14 protein-coding genes and 2 riboswitches are annotated in these 23,284 nt (G+C 69.5%); of the genes, 8 read left to right on the plus strand and 6 right to left on the minus strand.

What is annotated here, in order from left to right:
• Positions 1–23 precede the first annotated feature (23 nt).
• Complete coding sequence (locus tag EIK80_RS03885; RefSeq protein WP_125155636.1) at positions 24–1,331, plus strand: cytochrome P450; 1,308 nt, start codon at positions 24–26, stop codon at positions 1,329–1,331.
• Between the two features lie 28 nt (positions 1,332–1,359).
• Here EIK80_RS03885 and mprF read toward each other — a convergent pair whose 3' ends face one another.
• Positions 1,360–3,963, minus strand: a complete 2,604-nt coding sequence (gene mprF / locus EIK80_RS03890) for a bifunctional lysylphosphatidylglycerol flippase/synthetase MprF (protein ID WP_125155637.1) — start codon at positions 3,961–3,963, stop codon at positions 1,360–1,362.
• Positions 3,964–4,279: 316 nt separating this feature from the next.
• Between mprF and EIK80_RS03895 the strand changes: the two genes are divergently transcribed.
• Positions 4,280–4,873, plus strand: coding sequence for a hypothetical protein (locus EIK80_RS03895; RefSeq protein WP_125155638.1), 594 nt, complete (start codon positions 4,280–4,282; stop codon positions 4,871–4,873).
• Between the two features lie 43 nt (positions 4,874–4,916).
• On the opposite strand, the gene EIK80_RS03900 is transcribed toward EIK80_RS03895, so the two are convergent.
• Both EIK80_RS03900 and EIK80_RS03905 read right to left on the minus strand, forming a co-directional pair.
• A complete protein-coding gene (locus EIK80_RS03900; RefSeq protein ID WP_125155639.1) occupies positions 4,917–6,293 on the minus strand; it encodes a sensor histidine kinase in 1,377 nt (458 codons plus the stop codon).
• Positions 6,290–6,958, minus strand: a complete 669-nt coding sequence (locus EIK80_RS03905; protein ID WP_125155640.1) for a response regulator transcription factor — start codon at positions 6,956–6,958, stop codon at positions 6,290–6,292. Before EIK80_RS03905 ends, EIK80_RS03900 begins: the two co-directional genes overlap by 4 nt.
• Before the next feature lie 79 nt (positions 6,959–7,037).
• Here EIK80_RS03905 and EIK80_RS03910 point away from each other — a divergent pair, with 79 nt between their 5' ends.
• The 4 genes from EIK80_RS03910 to EIK80_RS03925 all read left to right on the plus strand — a co-directional run bounded on the left by EIK80_RS03910 (position 7,038) and on the right by EIK80_RS03925 (position 14,455).
• The gene (locus EIK80_RS03910; RefSeq protein ID WP_158624637.1) at positions 7,038–8,081 is read left to right on the plus strand and encodes an ABC transporter substrate-binding protein; all 1,044 of its coding nucleotides are present in this window, start codon (positions 7,038–7,040) and stop codon (positions 8,079–8,081) included.
• 266 nt (positions 8,082–8,347) lie between these two features.
• Positions 8,348–8,435, plus strand: a riboswitch (glycine riboswitch).
• A 3-nt stretch (positions 8,436–8,438) separates the two neighbouring features.
• A riboswitch (glycine riboswitch) is annotated at positions 8,439–8,530 on the plus strand.
• Between the two features lie 130 nt (positions 8,531–8,660).
• Positions 8,661–11,375: a TonB-dependent receptor domain-containing protein gene (locus EIK80_RS03915; RefSeq protein ID WP_125155642.1), complete on the plus strand. Its 2,715-nt coding sequence runs from the start codon at positions 8,661–8,663 to the stop codon at positions 11,373–11,375.
• Positions 11,376–11,460: 85 nt separating this feature from the next.
• Positions 11,461–13,413, plus strand: coding sequence for a prolyl oligopeptidase family serine peptidase (locus EIK80_RS03920; protein ID WP_199743364.1), 1,953 nt, complete (start codon positions 11,461–11,463; stop codon positions 13,411–13,413).
• Between the two features lie 58 nt (positions 13,414–13,471).
• Positions 13,472–14,455, plus strand: coding sequence for an amidohydrolase family protein (locus EIK80_RS03925; protein WP_199743365.1), 984 nt, complete (start codon positions 13,472–13,474; stop codon positions 14,453–14,455).
• A 42-nt stretch (positions 14,456–14,497) separates the two neighbouring features.
• Here EIK80_RS03925 and EIK80_RS03930 read toward each other — a convergent pair whose 3' ends face one another.
• The gene (locus EIK80_RS03930) at positions 14,498–17,827 is read right to left on the minus strand and encodes an amidohydrolase family protein (protein ID WP_125155643.1); all 3,330 of its coding nucleotides are present in this window, start codon (positions 17,825–17,827) and stop codon (positions 14,498–14,500) included.
• Between the two features lie 133 nt (positions 17,828–17,960).
• Positions 17,961–20,360: a PAS domain-containing sensor histidine kinase gene (locus EIK80_RS03935; protein ID WP_199743366.1), complete on the minus strand. Its 2,400-nt coding sequence runs from the start codon at positions 20,358–20,360 to the stop codon at positions 17,961–17,963.
• A 60-nt stretch (positions 20,361–20,420) separates the two neighbouring features.
• On the opposite strand from EIK80_RS03935, the gene EIK80_RS03940 reads away from it, so the two are divergent.
• Positions 20,421–20,900, plus strand: a complete 480-nt coding sequence (locus EIK80_RS03940) for a Dps family protein (RefSeq protein WP_125155645.1) — start codon at positions 20,421–20,423, stop codon at positions 20,898–20,900.
• Between the two features lie 16 nt (positions 20,901–20,916).
• A complete protein-coding gene (locus EIK80_RS03945) occupies positions 20,917–22,155 on the plus strand; it encodes a cell wall hydrolase (RefSeq protein ID WP_125155646.1) in 1,239 nt (412 codons plus the stop codon).
• Between the two features lie 12 nt (positions 22,156–22,167).
• On the opposite strand, the gene trxB is transcribed toward EIK80_RS03945, so the two are convergent.
• Positions 22,168–23,175, minus strand: a complete 1,008-nt coding sequence (trxB, locus tag EIK80_RS03950; protein WP_125155647.1) for a thioredoxin-disulfide reductase — start codon at positions 23,173–23,175, stop codon at positions 22,168–22,170.
• Between the last annotated feature and the right edge of the window lie 109 nt (positions 23,176–23,284).

Genomic DNA, 23,284 nt, shown 5'->3' on the forward strand with positions numbered 1-23,284 from the left:
CGCGGCGCGAAAAGGAGAAGACCATGTCCGACGACATCGTAGTCGATCAGCCGCCCGTTCTGGACATCGGCGCGCTGCCGACGCTCGAGGATTACGGCTATGACGGCGGCCGCATGGCGTTCCGGCGGTTCTGCGCCAGGGCGTTCCAGCCCGGCGGTCCCCGGTTCCTGCAGGGCGACGGCGGCGCGCTCGTGGTCTTCCGCCACGCCGATCTCCGGGCTCTGGCGGCCCGGCCCGAGCTTTCGGCCCTGGCGCCCAACCAGCTCTTTCCGGGCTTGCTCGGCGCCGAACCGCTCGAGGAAAAGCCGGTCGGCTTCGCCATCGCCGACCTGATCAAGAACCAGCTCTTCGGCGCCAACGGCGTTCTGAACGCCACCCTGCGCAAGGTGCTTCTCAACCAAATCGGGCCCAAGCCGACCGCCGCGCGGGCCGACGCCGCCCGCCAGATCGCCGGGCGGATCCTTGACGATATTCCGCTGGGCGAGCCCGTCGATCTCGTCGAGCGGATCGCCGAGCCGCTGATCGGCCTCTACTGGGGCGGACTGATCGGGATGACCGACGCGGAGGCTCTGGGCGCGGCGACGGAGGCGCGCAAGATGACGCCCATGCTGTTCCTGCGGCCGGACGCGGACGGCATAGGCCAGGCCGACGCCGCCGCGAAGGCCTATCGCGGCCTCGTCGAGGGCGCGGGCCAGCGCGCCTTGGAGGCGGGCGGTTGTCCGTTCGTCTCGGACATGGCCCGGGACCTCGCCGCGGTCGACATCGCCGACGATCTCGACCATGGCGGCTATGTTCCCAAGACGGTGGGGGCCTTCCTCGCGGGTAACCTGTTCGATGGATTCCATACGGCCGCCCTGGCCGCCGCCAACACCATCCGCACGTTGATGGATCATCCCGAGGTGACGGACCGACTTCGCGCGGAGCCGGAGAAGACCGCCGCGGCGGTTTCCGAGTGCCTGCGGCTGGAGCCGCCCGTCATTCATCTCAACCGCGTCGTCAGCGCCGACCTCGACTACGATGGGCGGACCATTCCCGCGGGAACCCGGGTGACGATGATGTGGGGCGCCGCCAACCGCGATCCCGACGCCTTCCCGAACCCTGACGCCTTCGACCTGGACCGTCCCCAGCAGGGCTCGACCACGTTCGGCGGCGGCGCGCACATCTGTCCTGGGCGTTTCGTGGCCGGACTGCTCGCCAGGAGCCTGGCGGAGTCCCTGATCGAACGCCGGATCGAGGTCCAGGCGGCCGGCGACGCCGACGACTGGATCGGCAACCACGCCATGTGCCAGCTCAGGCGCCTGCCGGTGATCCTTGAGCGCCGGCCCGGATGACGAGCCGCCCGGCGGGCCTCGCCAGGGCTCATCGGATCGACCTGGCGTCGAGGCCCTTCTGGGTCAGTAGCCCGACCTCGGCGAGCGCCACGGCCGGGGTCACGCTGGCCGAAGTCGCCAGAAAGACCGGTCTCCAGTGGGGACCGAACTTCTGCTTGTAGGCCCGGAGGCCCTGGAACCCGTAGACCCGTTCGGCCGAACGGTAGACCCAGGCCTCCACGCGTCGCGAGAGCGGCGCGACCGAATGCGACTCGAGGCCGGAGAGCGGGGCCATGCCCAGATCGAATTCGGCGAAGCCGCGCGCCTGCCCCCAGAGGATGATCGACACGAACAGCGCGTCCATCACGCCGTGCTGGGCGCTCGGGCGATGGCGCATGAGATCGACGGAGAGGCGGCGTCCGTCGGGCGTGGCGACCAGGTTGGCGAAGGCCGAAACGCCGTCGGGCCCGCGCAGCATCGCGATGGGGAAGTTGAGCAGATAGGCCGGATCGAAGCATCCGAGGGTGAAGCTCAGCTCGTGGCCATGATGCGCCGCGAGCCAGGCGTCCGACACGGCCTTCAGCTCGGTCCAGGGCGTCAGCGGATCGTTCGGCTCCAGGATCTCGAACGCCAGCCCGGTTCGCTGGGCGTGATTGACGGCGTGGCGCAGATCCTCGCGCGCCTTGCCCTGCAGGCTGAAGGTCGCCAGGTCGACCAAGGCGCTTTCGCCGATCTTGTGGATCAGGAATCCCGCGTCGATCAGGTCCGGGACGCTGTCCTGATCCAGCGCGTAGAACACCGGGCTCGCCTGGGAGTCGGCGGCGGCTTCGACGAAGGCGTCGATCATCGCCGGGCGATCGTCGGGCGGTCCGACCGGATCGCTCATCGCGATCCAGTGGGCGCCGATGGGCCGGTGCATGACGAAGCTGCGGCCGGAGGGCGAAAAGACGAACGACTTGTCGCCCAGCAGCGCCAGGAAGGCGTCGCAGGACACCGCCTTGGCGGCGGCGATGATGGCCTTGGCGCGGGCGATGTCCTTCGGCGACGACGGGGCGGCGCGCGACCGGCTGGGGCTGAGCAGGCGCCAGACAGCGACCAGCAGTCCCAGCGCGGCCAGGCCGGCCGCCACGCCCACCGGCCCCGCGGCGTCGGCGCCGCGCAGCAGCGCCCACCAGGGCTGACGGGTGTGGTCGCCGGCCTGCCGGGCGGTCAGCGCCAGGGTGAAGGCCGAAGCCCCGGCGAGTCCGCACGCCGCGAACCAGGGCGCCGACGCCACATCGTGAAACGCCGCGGAGCGTCTGCGAAAGGCGAACTGGCAGGGCGCCAGCGCGACGCCCAGGAGCAACAGGGGCGCGGCGCTCGCCAGCCCGAGCCCCTTCCAGAGCTCGAACGCCGCGCCGCCGACGACGAGCAGCAGCGTCAGGACATAGGCGGCCTCCAATCGCCGCCAGAGCGAGATGGCCGCGAGCAGCAGCAACACGCCGAGGATGCTGGAGACCAGATGCGAAGACGGAAACGCCGCCAGGAAGGAGGAGGCCGGGGTCAGGCGAACGGACAGGTTGGCCGAGGCGAGCAGCAGGCCCGCGCCCAGCCAGAAGGCCAGGCCGGCGACCACGGGGGGCGCCAGGGCGCGGGTGATGGAGCGAAGGCCCGCGCTCGCGCGGCCTTGGGCGAGCCGGCCCAGCTGATAGGCGCCCAGGCCCAGGGCGGTCAGGCTCAGCGGCCCCACGGCGTAGATCAGGCGGTAGAGGATCAGGGCCGCGACGGTCTCGTGGGGCAGGGCGAACCGATGGCTGAGGCTCAGGACGACCGCCTCGAAGACGCCGACGCCGCCCGGCACGCCGGACGCGGCGCTGACGACGCTGCCCAGGATGAACACCGCCAGGAAGCCGGCGAACTGATCGGCCGAGGACCCGGGCAGCAGGACGAACAAGGCCAGGCCCGACAGCGCCCAGTCCAGCAGCCCGCCGCCCAGCGCCCCCAGGCGCGTCTTCAGCGACGGGGTGGCCAGTTCGATGGCGGGCAGCAGGCGGCCCTTTTTCGGGAGGCGGGCGATCCAGAGCCCCGCGGGAGCGATGAGAATCGCCGCCAGCCCGTAGAGGGGCGGCGGAAGGCCGGGGATCGCCAGCAGGGCCAATCCGGCGGCGACCGCGCCGCTGAGCGTGACCGCGGCGCCGGCCAGCAGGGTGACCGCGCCGATCTCCGACCCGCCAAGGCCCCAGGCCCGGTAGAAGCGAAGACGCGCGGCGGCCCCCGTGGCGAGGCTGAACCCCAGCCCGTTGGACAGGGCGTAGGACACAAAGGTGACGAGGATCACCCGCCACGCCGCGAGCCGCCGGCCCAGATAGCCGAGCGCCAGTTGCTCCGAAGCCGCCAGGCACAGATAGCTGAGCAGGGTCGTGGCGACGGCGGCGCCAATAGCCCAGGGGGGAGTCGCCCGGAAGGCGGCCTGGATCGCCGACGGCGAGGCCGTCTGCACCTCGCGCCGCAGCAGCCACAAGGCGCCCAGGAAGACGGCGACCGCGAAGCTCAGCCTGAAGGCGTCGGACGCCACGGCGTAGTGAAGCCTGGCCAGCATCCGCCGCAAAGTCTCGCGCCAGGCGTCGCGAGCGCTCTGGCCGGCCTCGGGCGGTTTCGTCGTGGCGCTAGACATGTCCAAGGGCGAAGCCGCTTTCCGGGGTGTCCGACCGTCCGGGCCGATCCCGCCTCGAGGCGTGGCGAAGATAGGGCGCCGTTATTGGGGCAAGCATGAATACCCGCGCGTTGCGATGGTCACGGTGATACGGAGGTCCGCAGCGACGCCGCGAAGGCGAGCGGTTCCCTAACAAGCCGCGCCTGGGCTGAACATGGGTCATAGGACGCCCCCCGGCTCGGTCGGTCTTGATCTGGCGCAAGGGCGAGCAAGCAGGGCCTCCGTATCGACGGATCGGAAATACTGACATCTTGAGCGGCTCAATCCAGGAGGGGCCATGACACAGCGCATGAAGGAACTCGCCGCCGAGATCGTGCGACTTCAGAGCGAGCTCGACCGCGAGATCGAGGCGGGCCGGAAACGTCTCGGCTGGCGCCTGCGCGAGCGGGTCGTCGAATTCGAGCATGGGGTCACCATCGCTCATCGCGGTCTTCGCACCAGCGCGGCGCGCTACCTCAAGCAATCGACGCTCAGCGCGATGATCACGGCGCCGGTGATCTATTCGCTTATCCTCCCCGTCCTCATGATCGACGCCTGGGCGAGCCTCTATCAGGCGATCTGCTTTCGGGCCTATCGCATACCTCAGGTGCCTCGAAAGACGTACATTGTCTTCGATCGTCAACGCCTCGGTTATCTGAACTGGATCGAGATCCTGAACTGCGCCTACTGCGCCTACGCGAACGGCGTCATCGCCTATGTCCGGGAAATCGCCAGCCGAACCGAACAATACTGGTGCCCCATCAAGCACGCCTTGCGGGTGCCGGATCCTCATCAGCGCTATTACGAGTTCCTCGAGTACGGCGACGCCGACGGCTATCGCGAGAGGATCGAGGCGTTCCGCGAGCGCCTCCGGTCGCCGTCCGTCGCCTGATCGGACGCCGGAGTCCGCCGGCGCCGCGCCCCCCTCCTCGATCCTATGCCGCCGGGAAGCGGAGGTCGGCGACCAGGCCCGGCCTGGGATGGCGGGCGCGCAGTTCGAGATCGATGTCCAGGCGCCGGGTGATCGAACGCACGATGGCCAGGCCCAGGCCCGCGCCGGTCGACCCCTGGCCCGCGCTCCCCCGGTTGAAGGGCGCGAACACGTCGCGCAACGCGTCTTCGTCCAGTCCGGGGCCGCGATCCCAGATCACGACCCTGGGTCCGTCTCCATCCATCCTGGCCACGATACGCACCTTGCCCCCGCCATAGGCGCAGGCGTTGAAGACCAGATTGCGCAGAACCTCGCCGATCAGCACCGCGTTGCCGCGTGCGAGCCCCAGATCGGCGGGCAGGCGCGTCAGCAGTTCGACCTCGGGAAACGCGCGGGCGGCTTCGACCTGGATCGTCTTTAGCAGGGCGGCGAGATCGGCCTCGCCATCGGCCGCGGTCGCCTCGGAGCGGGCCAGGGCGAGGAACTGCGTCAGCACCTGGCGCAGGTTGGCCGCCGCGTCTCGCGAGTCGCCCAGCAGGGCCTTGTCGCGCGGCGTGGCGGCCGAGCGCTCCAGCAGGGCGAGGTTGGCGACGATGACCGACAGGGGCGTTCGCAACTGATGGGAGGCGTCGGCCGAGAAGCGCTCCAGCGCGCGGGTGAAGCGCTCCAGGCTGCTCATCAGGTGGTTGAAGGCTTCGACGGCCGGCGACAGCTCGGCGGGGGTGTCGGCGGCGTCGATCGGCGCGAGGTCCGGGCGCGATGCCTGGGCGCGGCGCTTCAGATCGGCCGTCAGGCGGCGCAGCGGCGCCAGGCCCCAGCCGACGGCCGGCACGACCAGAGCCGCGGCCACGGCGACCAGCAGCACAGGCAGGCCGATCAGGGTGGACAGCAGCTCGCGCACGCTGGCGCGACGCGAGTCGAGGCTTTGGGCCACCGCCACCACGACGGGCTCGCGCACGCCCGGCACCATCACCGTCGACTGGGCGATCCGCACCTCGTAGCCGCGCATCCTCGCATAGCTGAAACTGGTCTCGTTCGGCGCGGGCGCGGGCAGGCGGGGGAGGTCGTCATAGCCGGTGACCAGGCGCGAGCCCTGGCGCACCGCGTAGAACACCGCGTCGCGCTCGGGACTGTCCAGCAGGGCCAGGGACCAGGGCGGCAGGGCCACCTGGGCCTGACCGTCCCGCACGCCGATCTGGGCGACGATCGAGGTCACGGATCCGGCCAGCAGCCGGTCGGAAGACTTCTCGACCACCGCGCGGGCGGCAAGGGCGCCGGCCAGGGCGAGCGCCGCGCCCAGCAGGGCCAGGGGAACGACCTGCGCCAGCAGCAGGCGCCCGACCAGACTGGGACGGCCGCCCTTCCAAGGCCTGGCCTTCATGGATCGATCCGGTAGCCCACGCCCCGCAGCGTACTCAGCCGCGGGCCGTCCGGCGCCAGCTTGCGTCGCAGTCGACCGACATGGACGTCCAGGGCGTTGGGCGAGGGGGCCTGTTCGTCGGGGAACACGTCGGCGGCCAGGCGGTCGCGCTCGACGACCCGGCCGGGACGCGCGGCCAGGGCCTTCAGCACGGCCCACTCGCGCGGGCGCAGGTCCAGCCGCCGCTCGCCGATCCAGGCCGCGCCGGCTTCCCAGTCGCAGACCAGGGCGCCGACATGGGCCGTCCGGGTGGCGTAGCCGCCCTTGCGCCGCGCCACCGCCCGCACCCGGGCCACCAGCTCGAACGGGTCGAACGGCTTCAGCACATAGTCGTCCGCGCCCATGTCCAGGCCGGCGATGCGATCGCGCACCGCGTCGCGCGCGGTCAACATGACGATCGGGGTCAGCACGCCCTCGCGCCGCAGCCGGCCCAGGATCTCGAAGCCGTCGATGTCGGGCAGGCCGATGTCCAGGATGACGGCGTCGAAGTCGGCCCCGTGCGCCAGGGCCAGGGCCAGGGCGGCCTCGCCGGTCTCGGCGCAGACGGGCTCGTGCCCCTCGCTCTCCAGCGTCGCGGTCAGGGAGCGACGCAGAGGCGGATCATCCTCGACAACCAGTATCTTCATCGGGGATGTAGGAACCGAACACGCAGGGGAGATCATCATCCGACGCCGATTGCCTCATCAGGTCAAGAGACGCGGGCCCGTGGCGATCGTGGCGGCGCTGGCCCTGGCGTCCGCCCTGGCCGGCTGCGCGCCGAAGTCGATCGGCCAGGCGACCAGCGGCTGGGATATTCGCGCCGCCGAGCGCGAGGGCGAGCTCGTCGTCTATCTCAACACCGATGTCCACCAGGTGATCGGCGAGGGCTTCCGCGAGCGCTTTCCCAAGATCAAGGTCCGCTTCGTCGAGTTGGCCGCCAAACCGATGCAGGCGCGCCTTATCGCCGAGACGGACGCGGGCGCGCCCGTCGCCGATGTGGCCTGGAGCTCGTCGATGGACATCCAGGTCAAGCTGATCAACGACGGCTACGCCCAGACCTATCGCAGTCCGGAGGCCAAGGGCCTGCCGGCCTGGGCCGTCTGGCGCGACCAGGGCTTCGGCGTGACGGCCGAGCCGATCGTCTTCGCCTACAACAGGAAGGCGCTGAAGGAGTCGGAGGTGCCGCGCAGCCACGCGGCGCTGCTGGCGGCCCTGCGCGCCAACCCCGAACGCTGGCGCGGCAAGATCGCCATGTACGATCCCGAAAAGAGCGGGGTCGGGTTCATGTACCTGTCGAGCGACCTGCAGGCCTATCCGGACGCCTGGCCCTTGTACGACGCCTTGGCCAAATCGGAGCCGGGCCTGTTCGTCCCGGGCGCGCCGCTGCTGACCAGTCTGTCGGGCGCGCACGATCTGGCCTACGACATGAACGGCTTCTACGCCGACTGGTGGGCGCGCCATCGCAACGCCGACATCGGCTATGTCGTGCCCAGCGACTATCATCTGTCGCTCTCGCGGGTGGCCTTCATCACCCGCTCGGCGCCACATCCCAAGGCGGCCCGGGTGTTTCTGGACTATCTGATGTCGGACGAGGGGCAGAGGCGACTGGCCCAGGCCAGGCTGACGCCGATCCGCCCCGCCGGCGGCGCGCCGGCGCTGGGCGCGGCCGGCCGGCCGATCCGTGTCGGTCCCGCCCTGCTGGCCAATTTCGACCAGGGGCGGCGCGCTGAATTGCTGGCGCGCTGGAAAGCCGCGTCCGCCGATCGCTGATGTTGCTTAAAAATAGCCCATAGTTCGCCTAAAAAATAATCACACCTGGCCAAGTTCACGAAAGCTTCGCGGTTTTCGCCCCTGGTCCCGATCAGCCCAAGCTGTCACCGACCTGTCACCTTCGCGGATCGCGCGGCGACGGACGAACGCGAGTCGTGCCCGCCGGTTGAGCTCAGGGGGATTCCTTTCGCCCTCATCGCGCGTCGGGCAACATTGTACCGGATTTCGACGCTTTGACGCGATCGGGCGAGCCGGTCGTATTGGCCTGGCTCTCGCGGAAGAGATCGGGTCAGCCCGACGCCGAAGGCGCAACCGCCCCGGAAACGCTCAGGCAACAGGGACCGCAGAGCACGAGGACGCTGGAAAGCAGGACCGCTCCACAAGTGAGCGGCCTCGCCGAAGGAGCAAGGGCGCGACCGCGCCTGAATCTCTCAGGCCAAGGGACAGCGGGGGCAGAGGAACCGCCTGGCGGAGTCCGGGAAGGCGCACGTCTTCCCGAGCGACGCGACCGACGCGACCGAACAAACGGGCGCGCGGGAGAGAGCGACTGTCGACTGCTGAAACATAGGGGATCTTACCTTGACTCTTTCACGCCAAACTCGCCGGGGCCTGCTGCTGGGTTGCAGCCTGGTTCCCGCCGTCCTGGCCCTGCACGGCGCCGCCTTCGCTCAGGACGCCGCCCAGAACGCCGCCAAGACCGATGACACCAGCGTCGGCGAGATCATCGTCACGGCCTCGCGCATCGACCGCGCCGGCTTCGAGGCGCCCACCCCGACGGTGCGGGTCACCGCCCAGGACCTGAGCGTCGGCGCCCGTCCGAACATCGCCGCGGCCCTGAACGACCTGCCGCAGTTCCGCGCCACGACCTCGGCCCAGACCACCGGCACCAACACGGGCGCGGGCAACGCGCCGGTCGACCTGCGCGGCCTGGGCATCAGCCGCACCCTGGTGCTGCTGGATGGCCGCCGCTTCTCGGGCGACAACGACCTGAACCTGATCCCCAGCGTCCTGACCAAGGGCGTTGACGTCGTGACCGGCGGCGCTTCGGCCGCCTGGGGCTCCGGCGCCGTGGCCGGCGTGGTCAATATCAGCATCGACCGCACCTTCACCGGCCTGAAGCTGGGCGTGGAGGGCGGTGAGTCCTCGTACCACGACGCCAAGCAGGTCCGTCTCGAGGCGGCGGCGGGCAAGAGCTTCGCCGACGGCCGCGGCCACTTCGTGATCGGCGGCGAGTACATCGACAACGATGGCGTCATCCCGAAGAACAGCCGGCCGAACATCGGCCGTTGGGCCACGGTGTCGAACGGCGCGGGCCGCTTCGTGCTGGCTCCGGACGTCGGCTTCTCGAACGCGGCCTATGGCGGCCTGATCATGTCGGGCGTCCTCAAGGGCAAGGCCTTCAATCCCGACGGCAGCCTGCGCGACTTCAACGCCGGCACCGTGATCGGCACCAACTCGGTCGGCGGCGAAGGCCCGTCGAATGACGACCTCTCGCCTCTCGTCACGCCGCAGAAGCGCTACGCCACCATGGCCAGCGTCACCTACGACCTGACCGACAAGGTCAAGATGACGGCCGAGCTGCGCCGCTCGCGGATGTGGAACAACTACATCTGGTTCGGCGACCACAACCGCGGCAACCTGACGATCAAGTCGGACAACGCCTATCTGCCGGCGGCCGTGAAGGCGGCCCTGGCGGCGGCGGGGCAGACCTCGTTCACGATGGGGCGCTTCAACACCGAGGCCTATCCGACGATCGACTTCGAGCGCGTCTCGACCCAGGGCACCATCGCGTTCGACGGCGCCTTCGGCGACGGCTGGCGCTGGAGCGCCTACTACAGCCACGGCGAGAACGAGAACAATATCGACACCCCTGGGTTCTTCCTGACCCAGAACTACGCCAACGCCGTCGACTCGGTGATCAGCCCGACCACCGGCCAGCCGATCTGCCGGGTCGCCCTGACCAACGCCTCGACCAACTGCGTGCCGATCAACCTGTTCGGCCAGGGCGCGCCTTCGCAAGCGGCGCTGGACTATGTGACCGGCACGCCGTCGATGCGCGAAACCAGCAAGCTGGACGTCGGCGGCTTCAGCCTGCGCGGCGAGCCCTTCAGCCTGCCGGCCGGCCCGGTCTCGGTCGCCGTCGGCGCGGAGGCCCGCAAGGAGTCGGTCGACCGCCGGGTGGGCGACCTGGACGCGGCCAAGGCCTTCACCACCTTCAGCTTCTCGGCCATGGCCGGCAGCTACAGCGTCAAGGAAGCCTTCGCCGAAGTGCTGGTGCCCGTCGTGCGCGACGTCCCGGTTCTGAACAAGCTGGAAGTCAACGCCGCCGCGCGGGTGTCCGACTACAACACGACCGGCTCGATCTGGTCGTGGAAGCTGGGCGCCACCAACGAGTTCTTCCCGGGTTTCCGGGGGCGGATCACCAAGTCGCGCGACATCCGCTCGGCCAACCTGACCGAGCTCTTCACCACCAGCACGACCGGCTACAACACCATCGTCGACCCGAAGACCAATTCCAGCGTCTACGTGCTGACCAATGGCGGCGGTAACGCGAACCTGACGCCCGAGACGGCCAAGACCTTCACGACCGGCTTCGTCTATTCGCCGCCGGCCCTGCCGGGCTTCAACATCTCGGTCGACTATTTTGACATCGACATCGACAACGTGATCACCACGGTCTCGGCGCAGGACATCGTCACGCGCTGCGCCAACGGCAATGCCGACATGTGTTCGCGGGTCACCCGCGACGCCACCGGCGGGATCTCGCGGATCGTCTCGACCTACGTCAACCTGGCCAACTACAAGACCGACGGCGTCGACGCCGAGATCTCGTACGCGACCAATCTCGACCGCCTGATCCCCGACGCGCCCGGCCGCATCCGCGCCCGCTGGCTGATGACCTGGGTCAACAGCCTGACCACCAACGACGGCGTCAGCAAGATCGAGTACGTCAAGTCGCAAGGCTATTCGTTCGGCCTGGGCACGCCCAAGAGCCGCATGACCGCGGCGCTCGACTGGTCGGGCAAGGTGTTCAGCGCCAACCTGCGGGCGCGCTACATCTCGCCAGGCAACTACAACAACACCGTCGACCTCGTGAACGGCCACATCAAGGCCTACACCTATGTCGACCTGGGCGTTCAGGCCAAGCTGCCCGAGGTCATGGGCCATGAGGTCGAACTCTACGCCAACGCGACCAATCTCTTCGACAAGGACCCGCCCGTCTCGTCGCTGTACTCGCCCTACTACGACGTGATCGGTCGCTATGTGACCGTCGGCGCGCGGATGCGTTTCTAGTCCCGCCCGACATCGCGCCGCCGGCTGCTCCCCCCTGGCTTCCCCCGCCGGCGGCGCTTCCCCTTTCTTCAGAGGCATTCTCCAGATGATCTCTCGTCATGCCCTGGCGCTGGCCCTCCTGGCCGCCGCCGCCGCGACTCCGCTTGCCACCCCCTCGGCGGCCCAGACCGTCGCGCCGCCCGCCGCCATCGTCGTCGACGGCGCGCCCGCCATTCCGCAAGAGCTGGTCGCGGCCGCCGCGCCCTATCTGCAGGCGCGCCACGCCAACTTCCTGGGCTGGAACACCGCCGACCGCTCGATGCTGATCAAGACCCGCTTCGGCGGCTCCGATCAGGTCCATGTCGTGGCCAAGCCCGACGGGGCGCGACGCCAGATCAGCTTCGAGAACGAGCCGGTTCTGGCCGCGGCCCTGTCGCCCAAGGGCGACACGCTGGTGATCCAGAAGGACAAGGGCGGCGACGAGTTCTATCAGCTCTACGTGCTGGAGGCCGGCCGGCCGCGCCTGATCACCGACGGCAAGAGCCGCAACTGGTTCGGCGCCTGGTCGCCGGACGGCAAGCGGGTCGGCTACGCCTCGTCGCGCCGCAACGGCGCGGACATGGACCTCTATGTCGTCGACCCGAAGGACCCCAAGACCGACCACCTGGTCGCTCAGGTCACCGGCGGCGGCTGGAACATCGCCGACTTCTCGGCGGATGGTTCCAAGGCGCTGGTGCTGAACCGCATGTCGGTCAACGAGGCCATGGTCTACGAACTGGACCTGGCCAGCGGCAAGATGAAGCCCCTGACCGATCCCAATGCCAAGGTGTCGTACGTCGATCCGAAGTACGCCCGTGACGGCTCGGTCTGGCTGACCTCGAACAAGGACTCGGACTTCCAGCGCCTGGGCAAGCTGGACGGCAAGGGCGGCTTCGTCCCGGTCTCCAAGGAGCCGCGCTGGGACGTCAGCGACTTCGCCGTCTCGCCCGACGGTTTGTTCGCCGTCTACGCCATCAACGAGGCCGGCGTGTCGCGCGTGCGGGTGCTGGACCTGGCCACCGGCGCGGTGCGCCCGGTGACGGGCCTGCCGGCCGGCGTGATCCCCTACAGCATCGGCGCGGCGATCGACATCGCGCCGTGGGGCGAGATCGGTCTCAGCATGGCCTCGGCCAAGGTGCCGGGCGACGCCTTCTCGATCGATCCCAAGACCCTGGCCGTCACCCAGTGGACCCACAGCGAGACCGGCGGCCTGGATCCCAGCCTGAACGTCGAGCCCAAGCTGGTCGAGGTGGCCAGCTTCGACGGCGAGAAGGTCTCGGGCTTCCTCTACCAGCCCGACCCGGCCAAGTTCCCCGGCAAGCGTCCGCTGATCGTCGACATCCACGGCGGTCCGGAAGGCCAGACCCGTCCGGACTTCCTGGGCGGCAACAACTACCTGCTGAACGAGCTGGGCATCGCGTTGTTCTTCCCGAACGTGCGCGGCTCCACCGGCTATGGCGCGCGGTTCGTCAATCTCGACAACGGCCCGTTCAAGCGCGAGGACTCGGTGAAGGACATCGGCGCCTTCCTCGACACGCTGGAGAAGGACCCGGCCCTGGACGCCAGCCGCTTCGCGGTCAACGGCGTCTCGTACGGCGGCTACATGTGCTACGCCTCGGCCACGCACTACAGCCCGCGCCTGAAGGGCGCCAACTGCTACGTGGCGATCTCCAACTTCGTCACCTTCCTGGAGAACACCCAGGCCTATCGCCGCGACCTGCGCCGGGTCGAGTATGGCGACGAGCGCGATCCCAAGCAGCGCGCCCAGCTGATGAAGATCTCGCCGCTGACCAGCGTCGACAAGATCACCACGCCGCTGCTGGTGGCCACGGGCGGGACCGACCCGCGCGTGCCGCCGACCGAGGCCGACCAGATGATCAAGGCCGTCCGGGCCAATGGCGGTTCGGTCTGGCACGTGCTGGCCAAGAACGAGGGTCACGTTTTCCGCAAGAAGGAGAACGAGGACTACTACTTCTGGACCAGCATCATGTTCTGGCGAAAGACCTTGCTGGGCCAGTAGGACGGGCGAGGGCGCGGGACCGAGGTTCCGCGCCTTTTTCTTGGAAGGATGCGGGACCTTGTCGACCTTCTTGCGTTGCGCGACGGCCTTGGCGCTGCTGCTTTCGACCGGTCGGTCTTGGGCGGGACCGGCGATCGACCACCACATGCACGTCCATTCGCCGGCGATCCTCGACATCCTGCCGGCCTATTGCGCCAGCCCCAAGCGCAAGAGCCCGTGCGACCCGCGCTTCACCGCGCCGCTGACCGCCGCCGACGCCCTGAAGGCGATGGACGGCGCGGGGATCCGGACGGGCTGGCTGATGTCGACCGCCTATCTGGCCGAGAGTCCCCTGGGCCCGCCCCAGCCGGACGCCGCCCGAGTGGTCCGCGAGGCCAATGATTTCACGGTCGCCCTGGCGCGGAGCCGGCCCGACCGCTTCGCCGCCTTCGTCAGCGTCAATCCCACCGCGCCCGACGCCCTGGCGGAGATCGCCCGCTGGAAGGGCGACCGCGCGGTGACGGGGCTGAAGCTGCACCTGACCAATTCCGGCGTGGATCTGCGCGATCCGGCCCAGATCGCCAAGCTGGCGGCGGTCTTCCACGCCGCGGCCGCCAATGGCTGGACGATCATGATCCACATGCGCACCGGCGCGGCCGACTATGGCGCGCGGGACGTCGAAGCCTTCATCGACCAGGTGCTGCCGGCCGCCGGCGGCCGGCCCGTGGTCATCGCCCACGCGGCGGGCTGGGGCGGGATCGATGCGGTGACGCTGGACGCCCTGGGCGCCTTCGCCGACGCGTTCGAGAAGGATCCGACGCGCCTCCGCAACGTCCGCTTCGACCTGGCCCAGGTGTTCAAGGACAACGCGACGCCGGAAGACCGCGCCCGGATGGCCGGCCTGATCCGCCGGATCGGTCCGGACCGTTTCGTCGCCGGGTCGGACTGGCCGTTCGCCGGCGACCTCAAGACCTACTTCGCCACCGCCTATGCGGGGCCGGAACTGTCGCCCGGCGAGTGGGCGATCGTCACCGGATCGACGCGCGAAAAAGGCGAGCCCTAGAGAGGGCCCGCCGTCTTCGGGTCTGCGGGACGGTCCGCTCGCCTAACCGACATCCTCGGTCGTGGACTCAGCCGGTTGCGAGCCGCCGTAGGCCTCGCCGGAACGCTCCCACCAGTACGGCTGGCGGACGCGCTTGCCGGTCTCGACCTCGTTCAGCGTCGTCGGATCGTAGAGCCGTCCGCCCAGCATCACGCGGTTGATCTTGTCGCTGTTGCGGATGTCGACCGTGGGATCGGCGTCCAGCACCAGCAGGTCGGCAAGCTTGCCGGGCTCCAGCGAGCCGACGTCCTTATCGTAGCCCAGGCTGCGCGCCGAGCTGATAGTGCCGGCCGCCAAGGCCTCGACCGGAGTCCAGCCGCCGCGCACGAACGACCACAGCTCCCAGTGGGGGCCCAGGCCCGCCTGCTGGCCGTGGGCGCCGATGGCCACCTGCACGCCGCGATCGGCCAGCTTCTTGGCCTCGCGGGCCGTGGCGCCGTCGACATAGTCCTCTTCCGGCGCCGAGGTCCGGCGGACGTTGCGCGCGGCCAGCAGGGCCGGCGGGGCGTGCCTGGACAGCAGCGGGTGCTTCCAGACGTCCATGTGCTGGCGCCAGTAGGGATCGCCGGCCAGGCCGCCATAGGCCACCACCAGGGTCGGGGTGTAGTTGGTCTTGCTCTGCGACCACAGGGACACGACGTCGTCGTAGAAGTGTTCGACCGGCAGGTTGTGCTCGACCGTCGAGTTGCCGTCCTGCACCAGGCTGATGTCCATGCTGTAGAGCGAGCCGCCCTCCGGCACGACCTCCATCCCCTCCTTCTGGGCGGCGATCACCACCATCTGGCGCTGTTCGCGGCGGGGCTGGTTGTAGTTCTTGACGCTGTGGGCGCCCTGCGACTTCAGGCGACGGACATGGGCCAGGGCGTCGTCGAGCGTATTGATCTCGGCATAGACCTCCGGCGCCTTGGCCCCATAGATGATCTCGCCGGTCGAGAAGGTGCGCGGGGCCAGGATCTTGCCGGCCCGCTGCATCTCGCCCGCGACGAAGATCTCGGCGGCGCGGGCCGACGGATCGTGGATCGTGGTCGCGCCCATGGCCAGGTTGACCATCGACGACCAGTTCTGCTGCGGCACGAGATCGTCCTCGCCCTGCGGCCCGTGCGCGTGGGCGTCGACTAGGCCGGGGATGATGGTCTTGCCGGCCACGTCGATGACCTTGGCGCCGGCGGGGATGGCCGCGCCGGCCTTGGGGCCGACCGAGACGATGCGGTCGCCGTTGATGACGATGACCCCGTCATCGATCACGCCGCCGTCCTTGCTGGCCATGGTGACTATGCGCGCGCCGGTCAGGGCCACGACGCCCGTCGGCTTGTCGGCGGCGACCTCCATGGAGAGAGAGACGCCCGTGGCGACCGGCTTGAACTTGCCAGACTCCTTGGCGCCGTCCTTCGGAGCGTCGGCCGGAGCCGGGGCGTTGGCGTACAGCGCCTCGGTGTCGGCCGTGAACAGGGTCGGGCCCATGCTCCAGTGGATCCGCGCGCCGCCGTTCGACCAGTTGATGAAGTCCGCGCCCTCGGCGCTGACCCGGGTGACGGGCAGGGGGCCGCCCTTCTGGTCGACCGAGACGTCCTGCGCGCCCGGCAGCAGCGGCATGACGAAGGCTTCGTAGTTCTGGCGGAAGGCCACGTTCTGGCCGTCGGGCGCGACCTGGTAGTCGTTGACCATCTCGCCGCTGGCGTGGACGTGCTTGGCCTCGCCGTCCAGGTTGGTGCTGACCAGCTGGCGCTTGCCCTTCTCGGACATCACCATGAACACGCGGTCGCTGGACGCGCCGAACTGGGGCTCGGAGCCGTCGCGGGATATTCTCACCGGCGCGCCGCCGCTGGCGGCCACGCGATAGACGCCCGGGTTCTGCGACCAGCGCGACGAGGTCAGCCCACCGCTGCGCCGCTGCTCGAACACGATGGTCTTGCCGTCCGGCGAGAATTGCGGGACGGCGAAGTGGCCCGGCTGGCTCATCACGTCCTTGGCCGCGCCGCCGCTGGCCGAGACGGTGCGGATGTGGCCAAGGCCCTGATCGGTCCAGCCGACGAACACCACCGTCTTGCCGTCGCGCGACCAGGCCGGGAACAGCTCGAACTCGGCCTCGTCGCCGGAGACCAGCCGGCGCGCGGCGCCGCCGGCCGTCGGCTTGATCCACAGCTTGCCCAGGGTCTCGAACACCACCGACTTGCCGTCCGGCGAGACGCTGGCCCAGCGCGGCATCTTGGTCTGGAACCTGTCGGGGGCGATCTCGACCTTCGGGTGGATGGCGTCGATGACCACGCGGGTGTCGTCGATCTTGAACGGGATCACGCTGTTGGCGCCGTCCGCGACATTGACGCGGCGGATCTTGCCGCCGGCCCAGAACACCACGCTGGCGCCGTCGGGCGTCCAGGCCATGTTCGGATAGACGCCGGTGACCGCCCAGGTCTCCTGCACGTCCTGGTCCAGGGCGTCGTAGACCTTCTTCTCCTCGCCCGAGGTCAGGTCCTTCACATAGAGCTTGGACTTGGCGCGCTCACGGCGGACGAAGGCGATCTTCTTGCCGTCCGGCGACGGGGTCGGGCGCACCGAGCCGCCGACGCCCGAGACGGCGGTGGTCACCTCGCCGGTCTCCAGGTTGTAGCGCTCGATGTCGAACAGGTCGGTGTTGGAGTCCTGGGCGTATTCGAAGATCGGGCCCGAGGTGACGTTGCGGACGTAGAAGATGCTCTTGCCGTCGGCGGCGTAGATCGGCTCGCCCAGCTCCTTCTGCAGCACCTCGCTGGCGCGCTTGACCAGCGGCACGCCGCCGCCGCCCGAGACGTGGTAGATCCACACCTCGCCTGTGCCCAGCGAGCGGCCGGTGGTGAAGTGCTTCTTGGCGACGATGAATCGGCCGTCCGGGCTCCAGCTGGGCTGGTTCAGCAGGCGGAAGTCCTCCTTGGTCACCGCGCGCTTGTCGCTGCCGTCCAGGTTCATCACCCAGATGTTGTCGCCGCCGCCGCGATCGGAGGTGAAGGCGATGCGCTTGCCGTCCGGCGAAAAGCGCGGCTGGTGGTCATAGGCCAGGCCCTCGGCGATCCGCTTCGGTGTCCCGCCGGCGATCGGCATGGTGTAGATGTCGCCCAGCAGGTCGAAGGCGATCAGCTTGCCGTCGCGCGAGACGTCGACATTCATCCAGGTGCCGTTGTCGACGGCGATGCGCACTTCGCGGGTGGTCACGCCGGGCGGGGCGTTGACGTTCCACTTCTCGGGTTTGTCGGCTTTCGCCGCATCGGCGGCGGGCGCCGGAGCGGGCGGCGCGGTCTGCGCCAGGGCCGAGCCCGACATCAACAACAAGGCGGCCAGCGCCGTCAGCCGACGATCCATTCCCAATACCCCCTCAACACAATCCACGAGCGTGGAACGGGACCCTAGGGGCGAAGCCGCTCGGAGTCACGGTGGAGGTTGGAAGGTTTGAGCCGGCGGAGATCTCCGAGGGCGGCGGCGCCTTCGAAGCCCCCTAATGCGGTCGCGCCTGCGCCAGCGCCTGCGCCAAACTCTCCAGCGAGAACGGCTTGCTCAGGAAGGGCCAGTCGCCCGCCCGGGCGCGGCCCTGGTCGCCGCCGGTGTAGCCCGAGCACAGCACCACCGGCAGGCCGGGGCGGGTGGCGGCCAGGGTCTCGGCCAGATCGACGCCGCTCATGCCGCCGGGCATGATCACGTCGCTGAGGACCAGCTGGATGTCGTCGTCCTGGGCCAGGCGCTTCAGGGCCTCGTCGACGCCGCCGGCGCGGACCACCGAGTGGCCCAGGTCGTGCAGCATGGCGTCGACCAGCTCGGCGACCTGGGGATCGTCCTCGACCAGAAGCACCCGCGTGGGGACCTGGGCCTGGACGTGGTCGACGGCGGGAAGCGCGTCGGCCGCCGGCGAACCCTCGTCGATCGGCAGCAGCAGGGCCACGCTGGCGCCCTGGCCCGGCTTGCTCTCGATGTCGACCGAGCCGCCCGACTGCCGCGCGAAGCCGTAAACCTGGGACAGGCCCAGCCCGGTGCCTTCACCAGGGGCCTTGGTGGTGAAGAACGGCTCGACGGCGCGGGCGATGGTGGCCGCGTCCATGCCCATGCCGGTGTCGCGCACGGCCACGCGCAGGTACCGGCCGGGCTCCAGCTCGCCCTGCTTGCGGGTCAGGGTGACGGGGCGGCTCTCGATGATGACCTCGCCGCCGGGCGGGGTGGCGTCGCGGGCGTTGACGACCATGTTCAGCAGCGCCGCCTCGAACTGGCCCGCGTCGATCCTGGCCGAGCGGACCCCGCCGCCCAGGCGCAGGGTGAAGGTGTAGGCGTCGCCCAGGGCGCGCTTGAGCAGGCCCTCGGATTCGGCGATCAGCCGATCGACGCGGCAGACCTCGGGCTTCAGCGGCTGGCGGCGGGCGAAGGCCAGGAGGTGCTGGGTCAGCTTCTCGCCCCGCCTGGCGGCGGCCAGGGCGGCGCTGATCATCCGCGCGCGCCGGCGCTCGTCCTCCGGATGGCGCTCGACGACGTCCAGGGCCCCGATGATGACGGTCAGCAGGTTGTTGAAGTCGTGAGCCACCCCGCCGGTCAGCTGGCCGATGGCTTCCAGCTTCTGGGCCTGGAGCAGGGCGGCCTGGGCCGCGTCGCGTTCGGCCACCGCGGCGGCGACGCGCTCCTCCAGAAGCTCGTTGATCCCGGTCAGCTTGGCCTCGGCCTGCTTGGCGTCGGTGGTGTCGAAGGCGATGCCGATGAAGCCGACAAAGGCGCCGCTGGCGTCGAAGCGCGGTCGCGAGAACGACTTCAGCCAGCGCCATTCGCCGTCGCCCCGGCGATAGCGCCCTTCCAGCTGGAACGGCTTGCGCGAGGCCTCGCCCTGGACCTGGGCCTTGAGGATGTCGGGCAGGTCTTCGGGATAGAGGCGCGTGCGCCAGTCCATGGTCACCGCCGCCTCGTAGTCCAGGCCGGCGAACTCGACATAGGCCTTGTTGACGAACTCGCGGATGCCGCCGGGGCGCGTGACCCACATCAGGGCCGGAGCGCTGTCGGCCAGCATGCGGAAGCGGGCCTCGCTCTCGCGCACGCTTTCCTCGGCGCGGCGGCGGGTGGTGACGTCGAAGTTCAGGCCGATCATGCGGATCGGCTTGCCGTCCTCGTCGCGGACAACCTCGCCGCGGGCGTGGATCCACCGTTCGCCCTGGCTGGTGTCGGCCAGGCGGTACTCGACCTCGTAGTCCCCGAAGTCCTTCAGGGCCCGCCGCACCTGCGCCTGGATCATGGCGCGGTCGTCGGGGTGGATGTAGCGGGGGATGTCGTCCAGGCGGATCACCGCGTCGTCCGGCACGCCCATGCCCCGGCGGGCGGCCAGCGACATATGGACCGCGCCGGTCAGCAGGTCGTAGTCCCAGGGACCTACGCCCGCCGCGGTCTGGGTGACGCGCAGCCGGGCCTCGGCCTCGGCGCGCTCCTCCCGCGCCTGGGCCAGGCCGCGCATCGCCCCGCGCAGTCCCTCGGCGGCGACCAGCACCATGACCGCGCAGAGCAGGTAGATGACCATGGTGGTCAGCTCGTCGCTGGACATCGGTACGGCGCCCTGGTCGCTCCACAGCCACGTGGCGAAACCGGCGCCGGCGGCCATGGGGACCAGGCCCCAGCGCCAGCCGGCGTACAGCGTCACCAGCATGATGGGCGGAAAGAAGGGCTGGGTGGCGCCGACGCCGCCGTGCAGGCCCAGCAGCGCGACGCGCATCAGCACGGCCATGGCCACGCCAATGAGCGCGACGATGGCGCATCGCCACGCCGGCGGTGGAACCGGAGGGATGAGCCAAGCGCTAACTAGAGCATGGATTCGACGGTGCTCGTCGGAAGCCAAGTTCGGGGCGTCTCTCTTCTCCACCTTCGCTCCCCGCAAAGATGTCTTGCCATGAAGATGGACACGCTTACCTAGAGCACGCAACACGGGAGATCAGTGATGGCCGATACCTTGAACACCGGACTGAGCGCCAAGCAGCGCGCCGACATCGCCGCCGCGCTGAACAAGGTCCTGGCCGACAGCTATGCGCTCTATCTGAAGACCCATGGCTATCACTGGAATGTTCGCGGTCCGAACTTCCAATCGCTCCACGTTCTGCTGGAAGGTCAGTACCAGGAGGAGTGGGCGGCCCTGGACGACATCGCCGAACGCATTCGCGCCCTGGGCGAGCTGGCCCCGCAAGGCTACGGCGCGTTCGGCAACCTCTCCAGCATCAAGGACGGCAATCCCGAAAACGAGTGGGAGGCCATGCTCAAGGAGCTTCTGGCCGACAACGAAACGGTGATCCGCACCCTGCGCGACAGCTTCCCGACCGCCGACGACGCCGGCGACGAGGCCACGGCCGACCTTCTGACCCAGCGCCTCCAGGCCCACGAAAAGCACGCCTGGATGCTTCGCTCCACCCTGGGTGGCAAGTAAGCTGACCGGGGGCGGGGTGGGGACCCTGACAGAGCCTCGGGCCTGGAAGGCCGCCGCGACCGTGCTGGTCGTCGGCGGCCTTTCCGCCTGCGCGACCTATTACGTGCCGGCCGGATCGGGGCGCGAGGCCGGACTGATGCGGGTGACGGGCAGCTTCACCGAGCGGGCGCTGCGCCACTATGTCGCGGACTTCGACCCCGCGATGCTGGCCCTGGCCAGGCGTCATGATCCCCGCCCGCACAAGGACTATTGGGGCCGCGTCGAGGGCTGGGAGGTCATCGATCTCAAGGACATCCCCCGCCTGGGCGACCGGGCGCCGGATTTCGACGAGGCGCGGGTCATCAACGCCCTGCGGCCGGCGGTTCCGGAGGATCTGGAGTTCGCCAAGCCATTCGTGCTGACCGGCTCGGCCGACGCGCGCGCCAAGGCGCTGAACTGCCTGACCCAGGCGGTCTATTACGAGGCCGGGTTCGAGCCGGGCGAGGGCCAGATGGCCGTCGCCCAGACGGTGATCAACCGTATGCGCCATCCGGGCTATCCGAAGTCGATCTGCGGCGTGATCTACGAGGGGGCGGCGCGGGCGACCGGCTGCCAGTTCAGCTTCGCCTGCGACGGCTCGCTGGCGCGCGTGCCGCCGGCCGCCTTGTGGGCCAACGCCCAGGCCGTGGCCAAGCGGGCGCTGAGCGGCTTCGTGTTCAAGCCGGTGGGCGTGGCCACCCATTATCACGCCGACTATGTCGCGCCCTACTGGGCCCCGACCCTGGTGAAGCTGAAGCAGTTCGGCCAGCATATCTTCTATCGCTGGACCGGCCCGGCCGGGACGCTGAAGGCCTTCAACGGCCGCTATTCCGGCAATGAGACGGTCAGCGCCGACATCCTGATGGCCGCCGACCCGCGCACCCTGGAAGCCGCGACGCCCGAAATCCTGGCCGCCCAGAACGCGCCGGCCAGTCCGGTGGCGACGGGCGCCATGGCCCAGATGCTGGGCGTGGACAACCTGGTCCTGCCCGACGCCAAGCTGGTCATGGCGCCCGACCCCAACTCACCGACCGGCGAGCGTCTGATGGCGCAGGGTTCGGTGGCGGGGCGGCGGATCCCGACGGCCGACGAGATCGCCCGGATCAACAAGGCGCTGGAGGCGGTCAGCGAGCCCGCGCCGGCGGTGGTCGCAGCCCCAGCGGCTCAGCCCGCGCCGCCGCCGCCTCCGCCGAAACCGAAGCCGCGACCGCCGAGCTTGCTCAGTCCGTTGAACTGAGGAGCGCCCGGCTCACCAGACGCCGATCTTGTTCGCCTCTTGATGGCTGATCGGATGATGCGCGACCTTGTGGTCTTCCTCGGCCAGGAAGCGCACGGCTTCCAGCGCCGCCATGCAGCCCATGCCGGCCGCCGTCACCGCCTGGCGATAGACGTCGTCGGTGACGTCGCCGGCGGCGTAGACGCCTTCGATCGCCGTCGAGGCCGTGCCCGGCTTGACCTTCAGATAGCCGCCCGGGCCAACCTCCAGCTGGCCGGCGAACAGCTCCGACGACGGGGCGTGGCCGATCGCGATGAACACGCCGTCGGCGGCGACCTCGGTGGTCTCGCCGGTCTTGATGTTCTTCAGCCGCGCGCCGGTGACCCCCATGGGGTCGGTCTGGCCGGTGACCTCGTCGATGACGCTGTCCCAGATCACCTCGATCTTCGGGTGGGCCAGCAGGCGCTCCTGCAGGATCTTCTCGGCCCGCAGTTCGTCCTTGCGGTGGACCAGGGTGACCTTGCTGGCGAAGCTGGTCAGGAACAGGGCCTCTTCGACGGCCGTGTTGCCGCCGCCGACCACGATCACCTCTTTGTTCCGATAGAAGAAGCCGTCGCAGGTGGCGCAGGCTGAAACGCCGAAGCCCTGGAACTTGCTCTCGCTTTCCAGGCCCAGCCACTTGGCCTGGGCGCCGGTGGCGATGATGATCGTCTCGGCGATCCAGTCCTGGCCGCTGTCGGTCTTGACCGTGAACGGACGCTTGGACAGGTCGACGCCGGTGACGATGTCGCTGACGAACTCGGTCCCGACATGCTCGGCCTGGGCGCGCATCTGATCCATCAGCCAGGGGCCCTGGATGACGTCGGCGAAGCCCGGATAGTTCTCGACATCGGTCGTGATGGTCAGCTGCCCGCCGGGCTGGATGCCGGCGATCAGCACGGGCTTCAGCAGCGCGCGGGCGGCATAGATGGCGGCGGTGTAGCCGGCGGGGCCCGAACCAATGATCAGGCAACGGGTCTGGCGGGGAGCGGTCGTGGACATGGCGGATATCTAGGCGCGATTCCGCTCCGGCGCTACTCGAAGACGCCCCCAGATCGATTGACGCCTCATCCACTTTTGATGGGTTAAACTGGCGGTGACCACGTTCCCG

Origin of the sequence: Caulobacter sp. 602-1 (assembly GCF_003931565.1) — a bacterium.
In the GTDB taxonomy this organism is placed as follows: domain Bacteria; phylum Pseudomonadota; class Alphaproteobacteria; order Caulobacterales; family Caulobacteraceae; genus Caulobacter.

What these genes read in the sequence shown, in the direction of transcription:
- EIK80_RS03885 (WP_125155636.1), top strand. Translation starts at nt 24, where the DNA reads ATGTCCGACGACATCGTAGTCGATCAGCCGCCCGTTCTGGACATCGGC.
- mprF (WP_125155637.1), bottom strand. Translation starts at nt 3,963, where the DNA reads ATGTCTAGCGCCACGACGAAACCGCCCGAGGCCGGCCAGAGCGCTCGC.
- EIK80_RS03895 (WP_125155638.1), top strand. Translation starts at nt 4,280, where the DNA reads ATGACACAGCGCATGAAGGAACTCGCCGCCGAGATCGTGCGACTTCAG.
- EIK80_RS03900 (WP_125155639.1), bottom strand. Translation starts at nt 6,293, where the DNA reads ATGAAGGCCAGGCCTTGGAAGGGCGGCCGTCCCAGTCTGGTCGGGCGC.
- EIK80_RS03905 (WP_125155640.1), bottom strand. Translation starts at nt 6,958, where the DNA reads ATGAAGATACTGGTTGTCGAGGATGATCCGCCTCTGCGTCGCTCCCTG.
- EIK80_RS03920 (WP_199743364.1), top strand. Translation starts at nt 11,461, where the DNA reads ATGATCTCTCGTCATGCCCTGGCGCTGGCCCTCCTGGCCGCCGCCGCC.
- EIK80_RS03930 (WP_125155643.1), bottom strand. Translation starts at nt 17,827, where the DNA reads ATGGATCGTCGGCTGACGGCGCTGGCCGCCTTGTTGTTGATGTCGGGC.
- EIK80_RS03940 (WP_125155645.1), top strand. Translation starts at nt 20,421, where the DNA reads ATGGCCGATACCTTGAACACCGGACTGAGCGCCAAGCAGCGCGCCGAC.
- trxB (WP_125155647.1), bottom strand. Translation starts at nt 23,175, where the DNA reads ATGTCCACGACCGCTCCCCGCCAGACCCGTTGCCTGATCATTGGTTCG.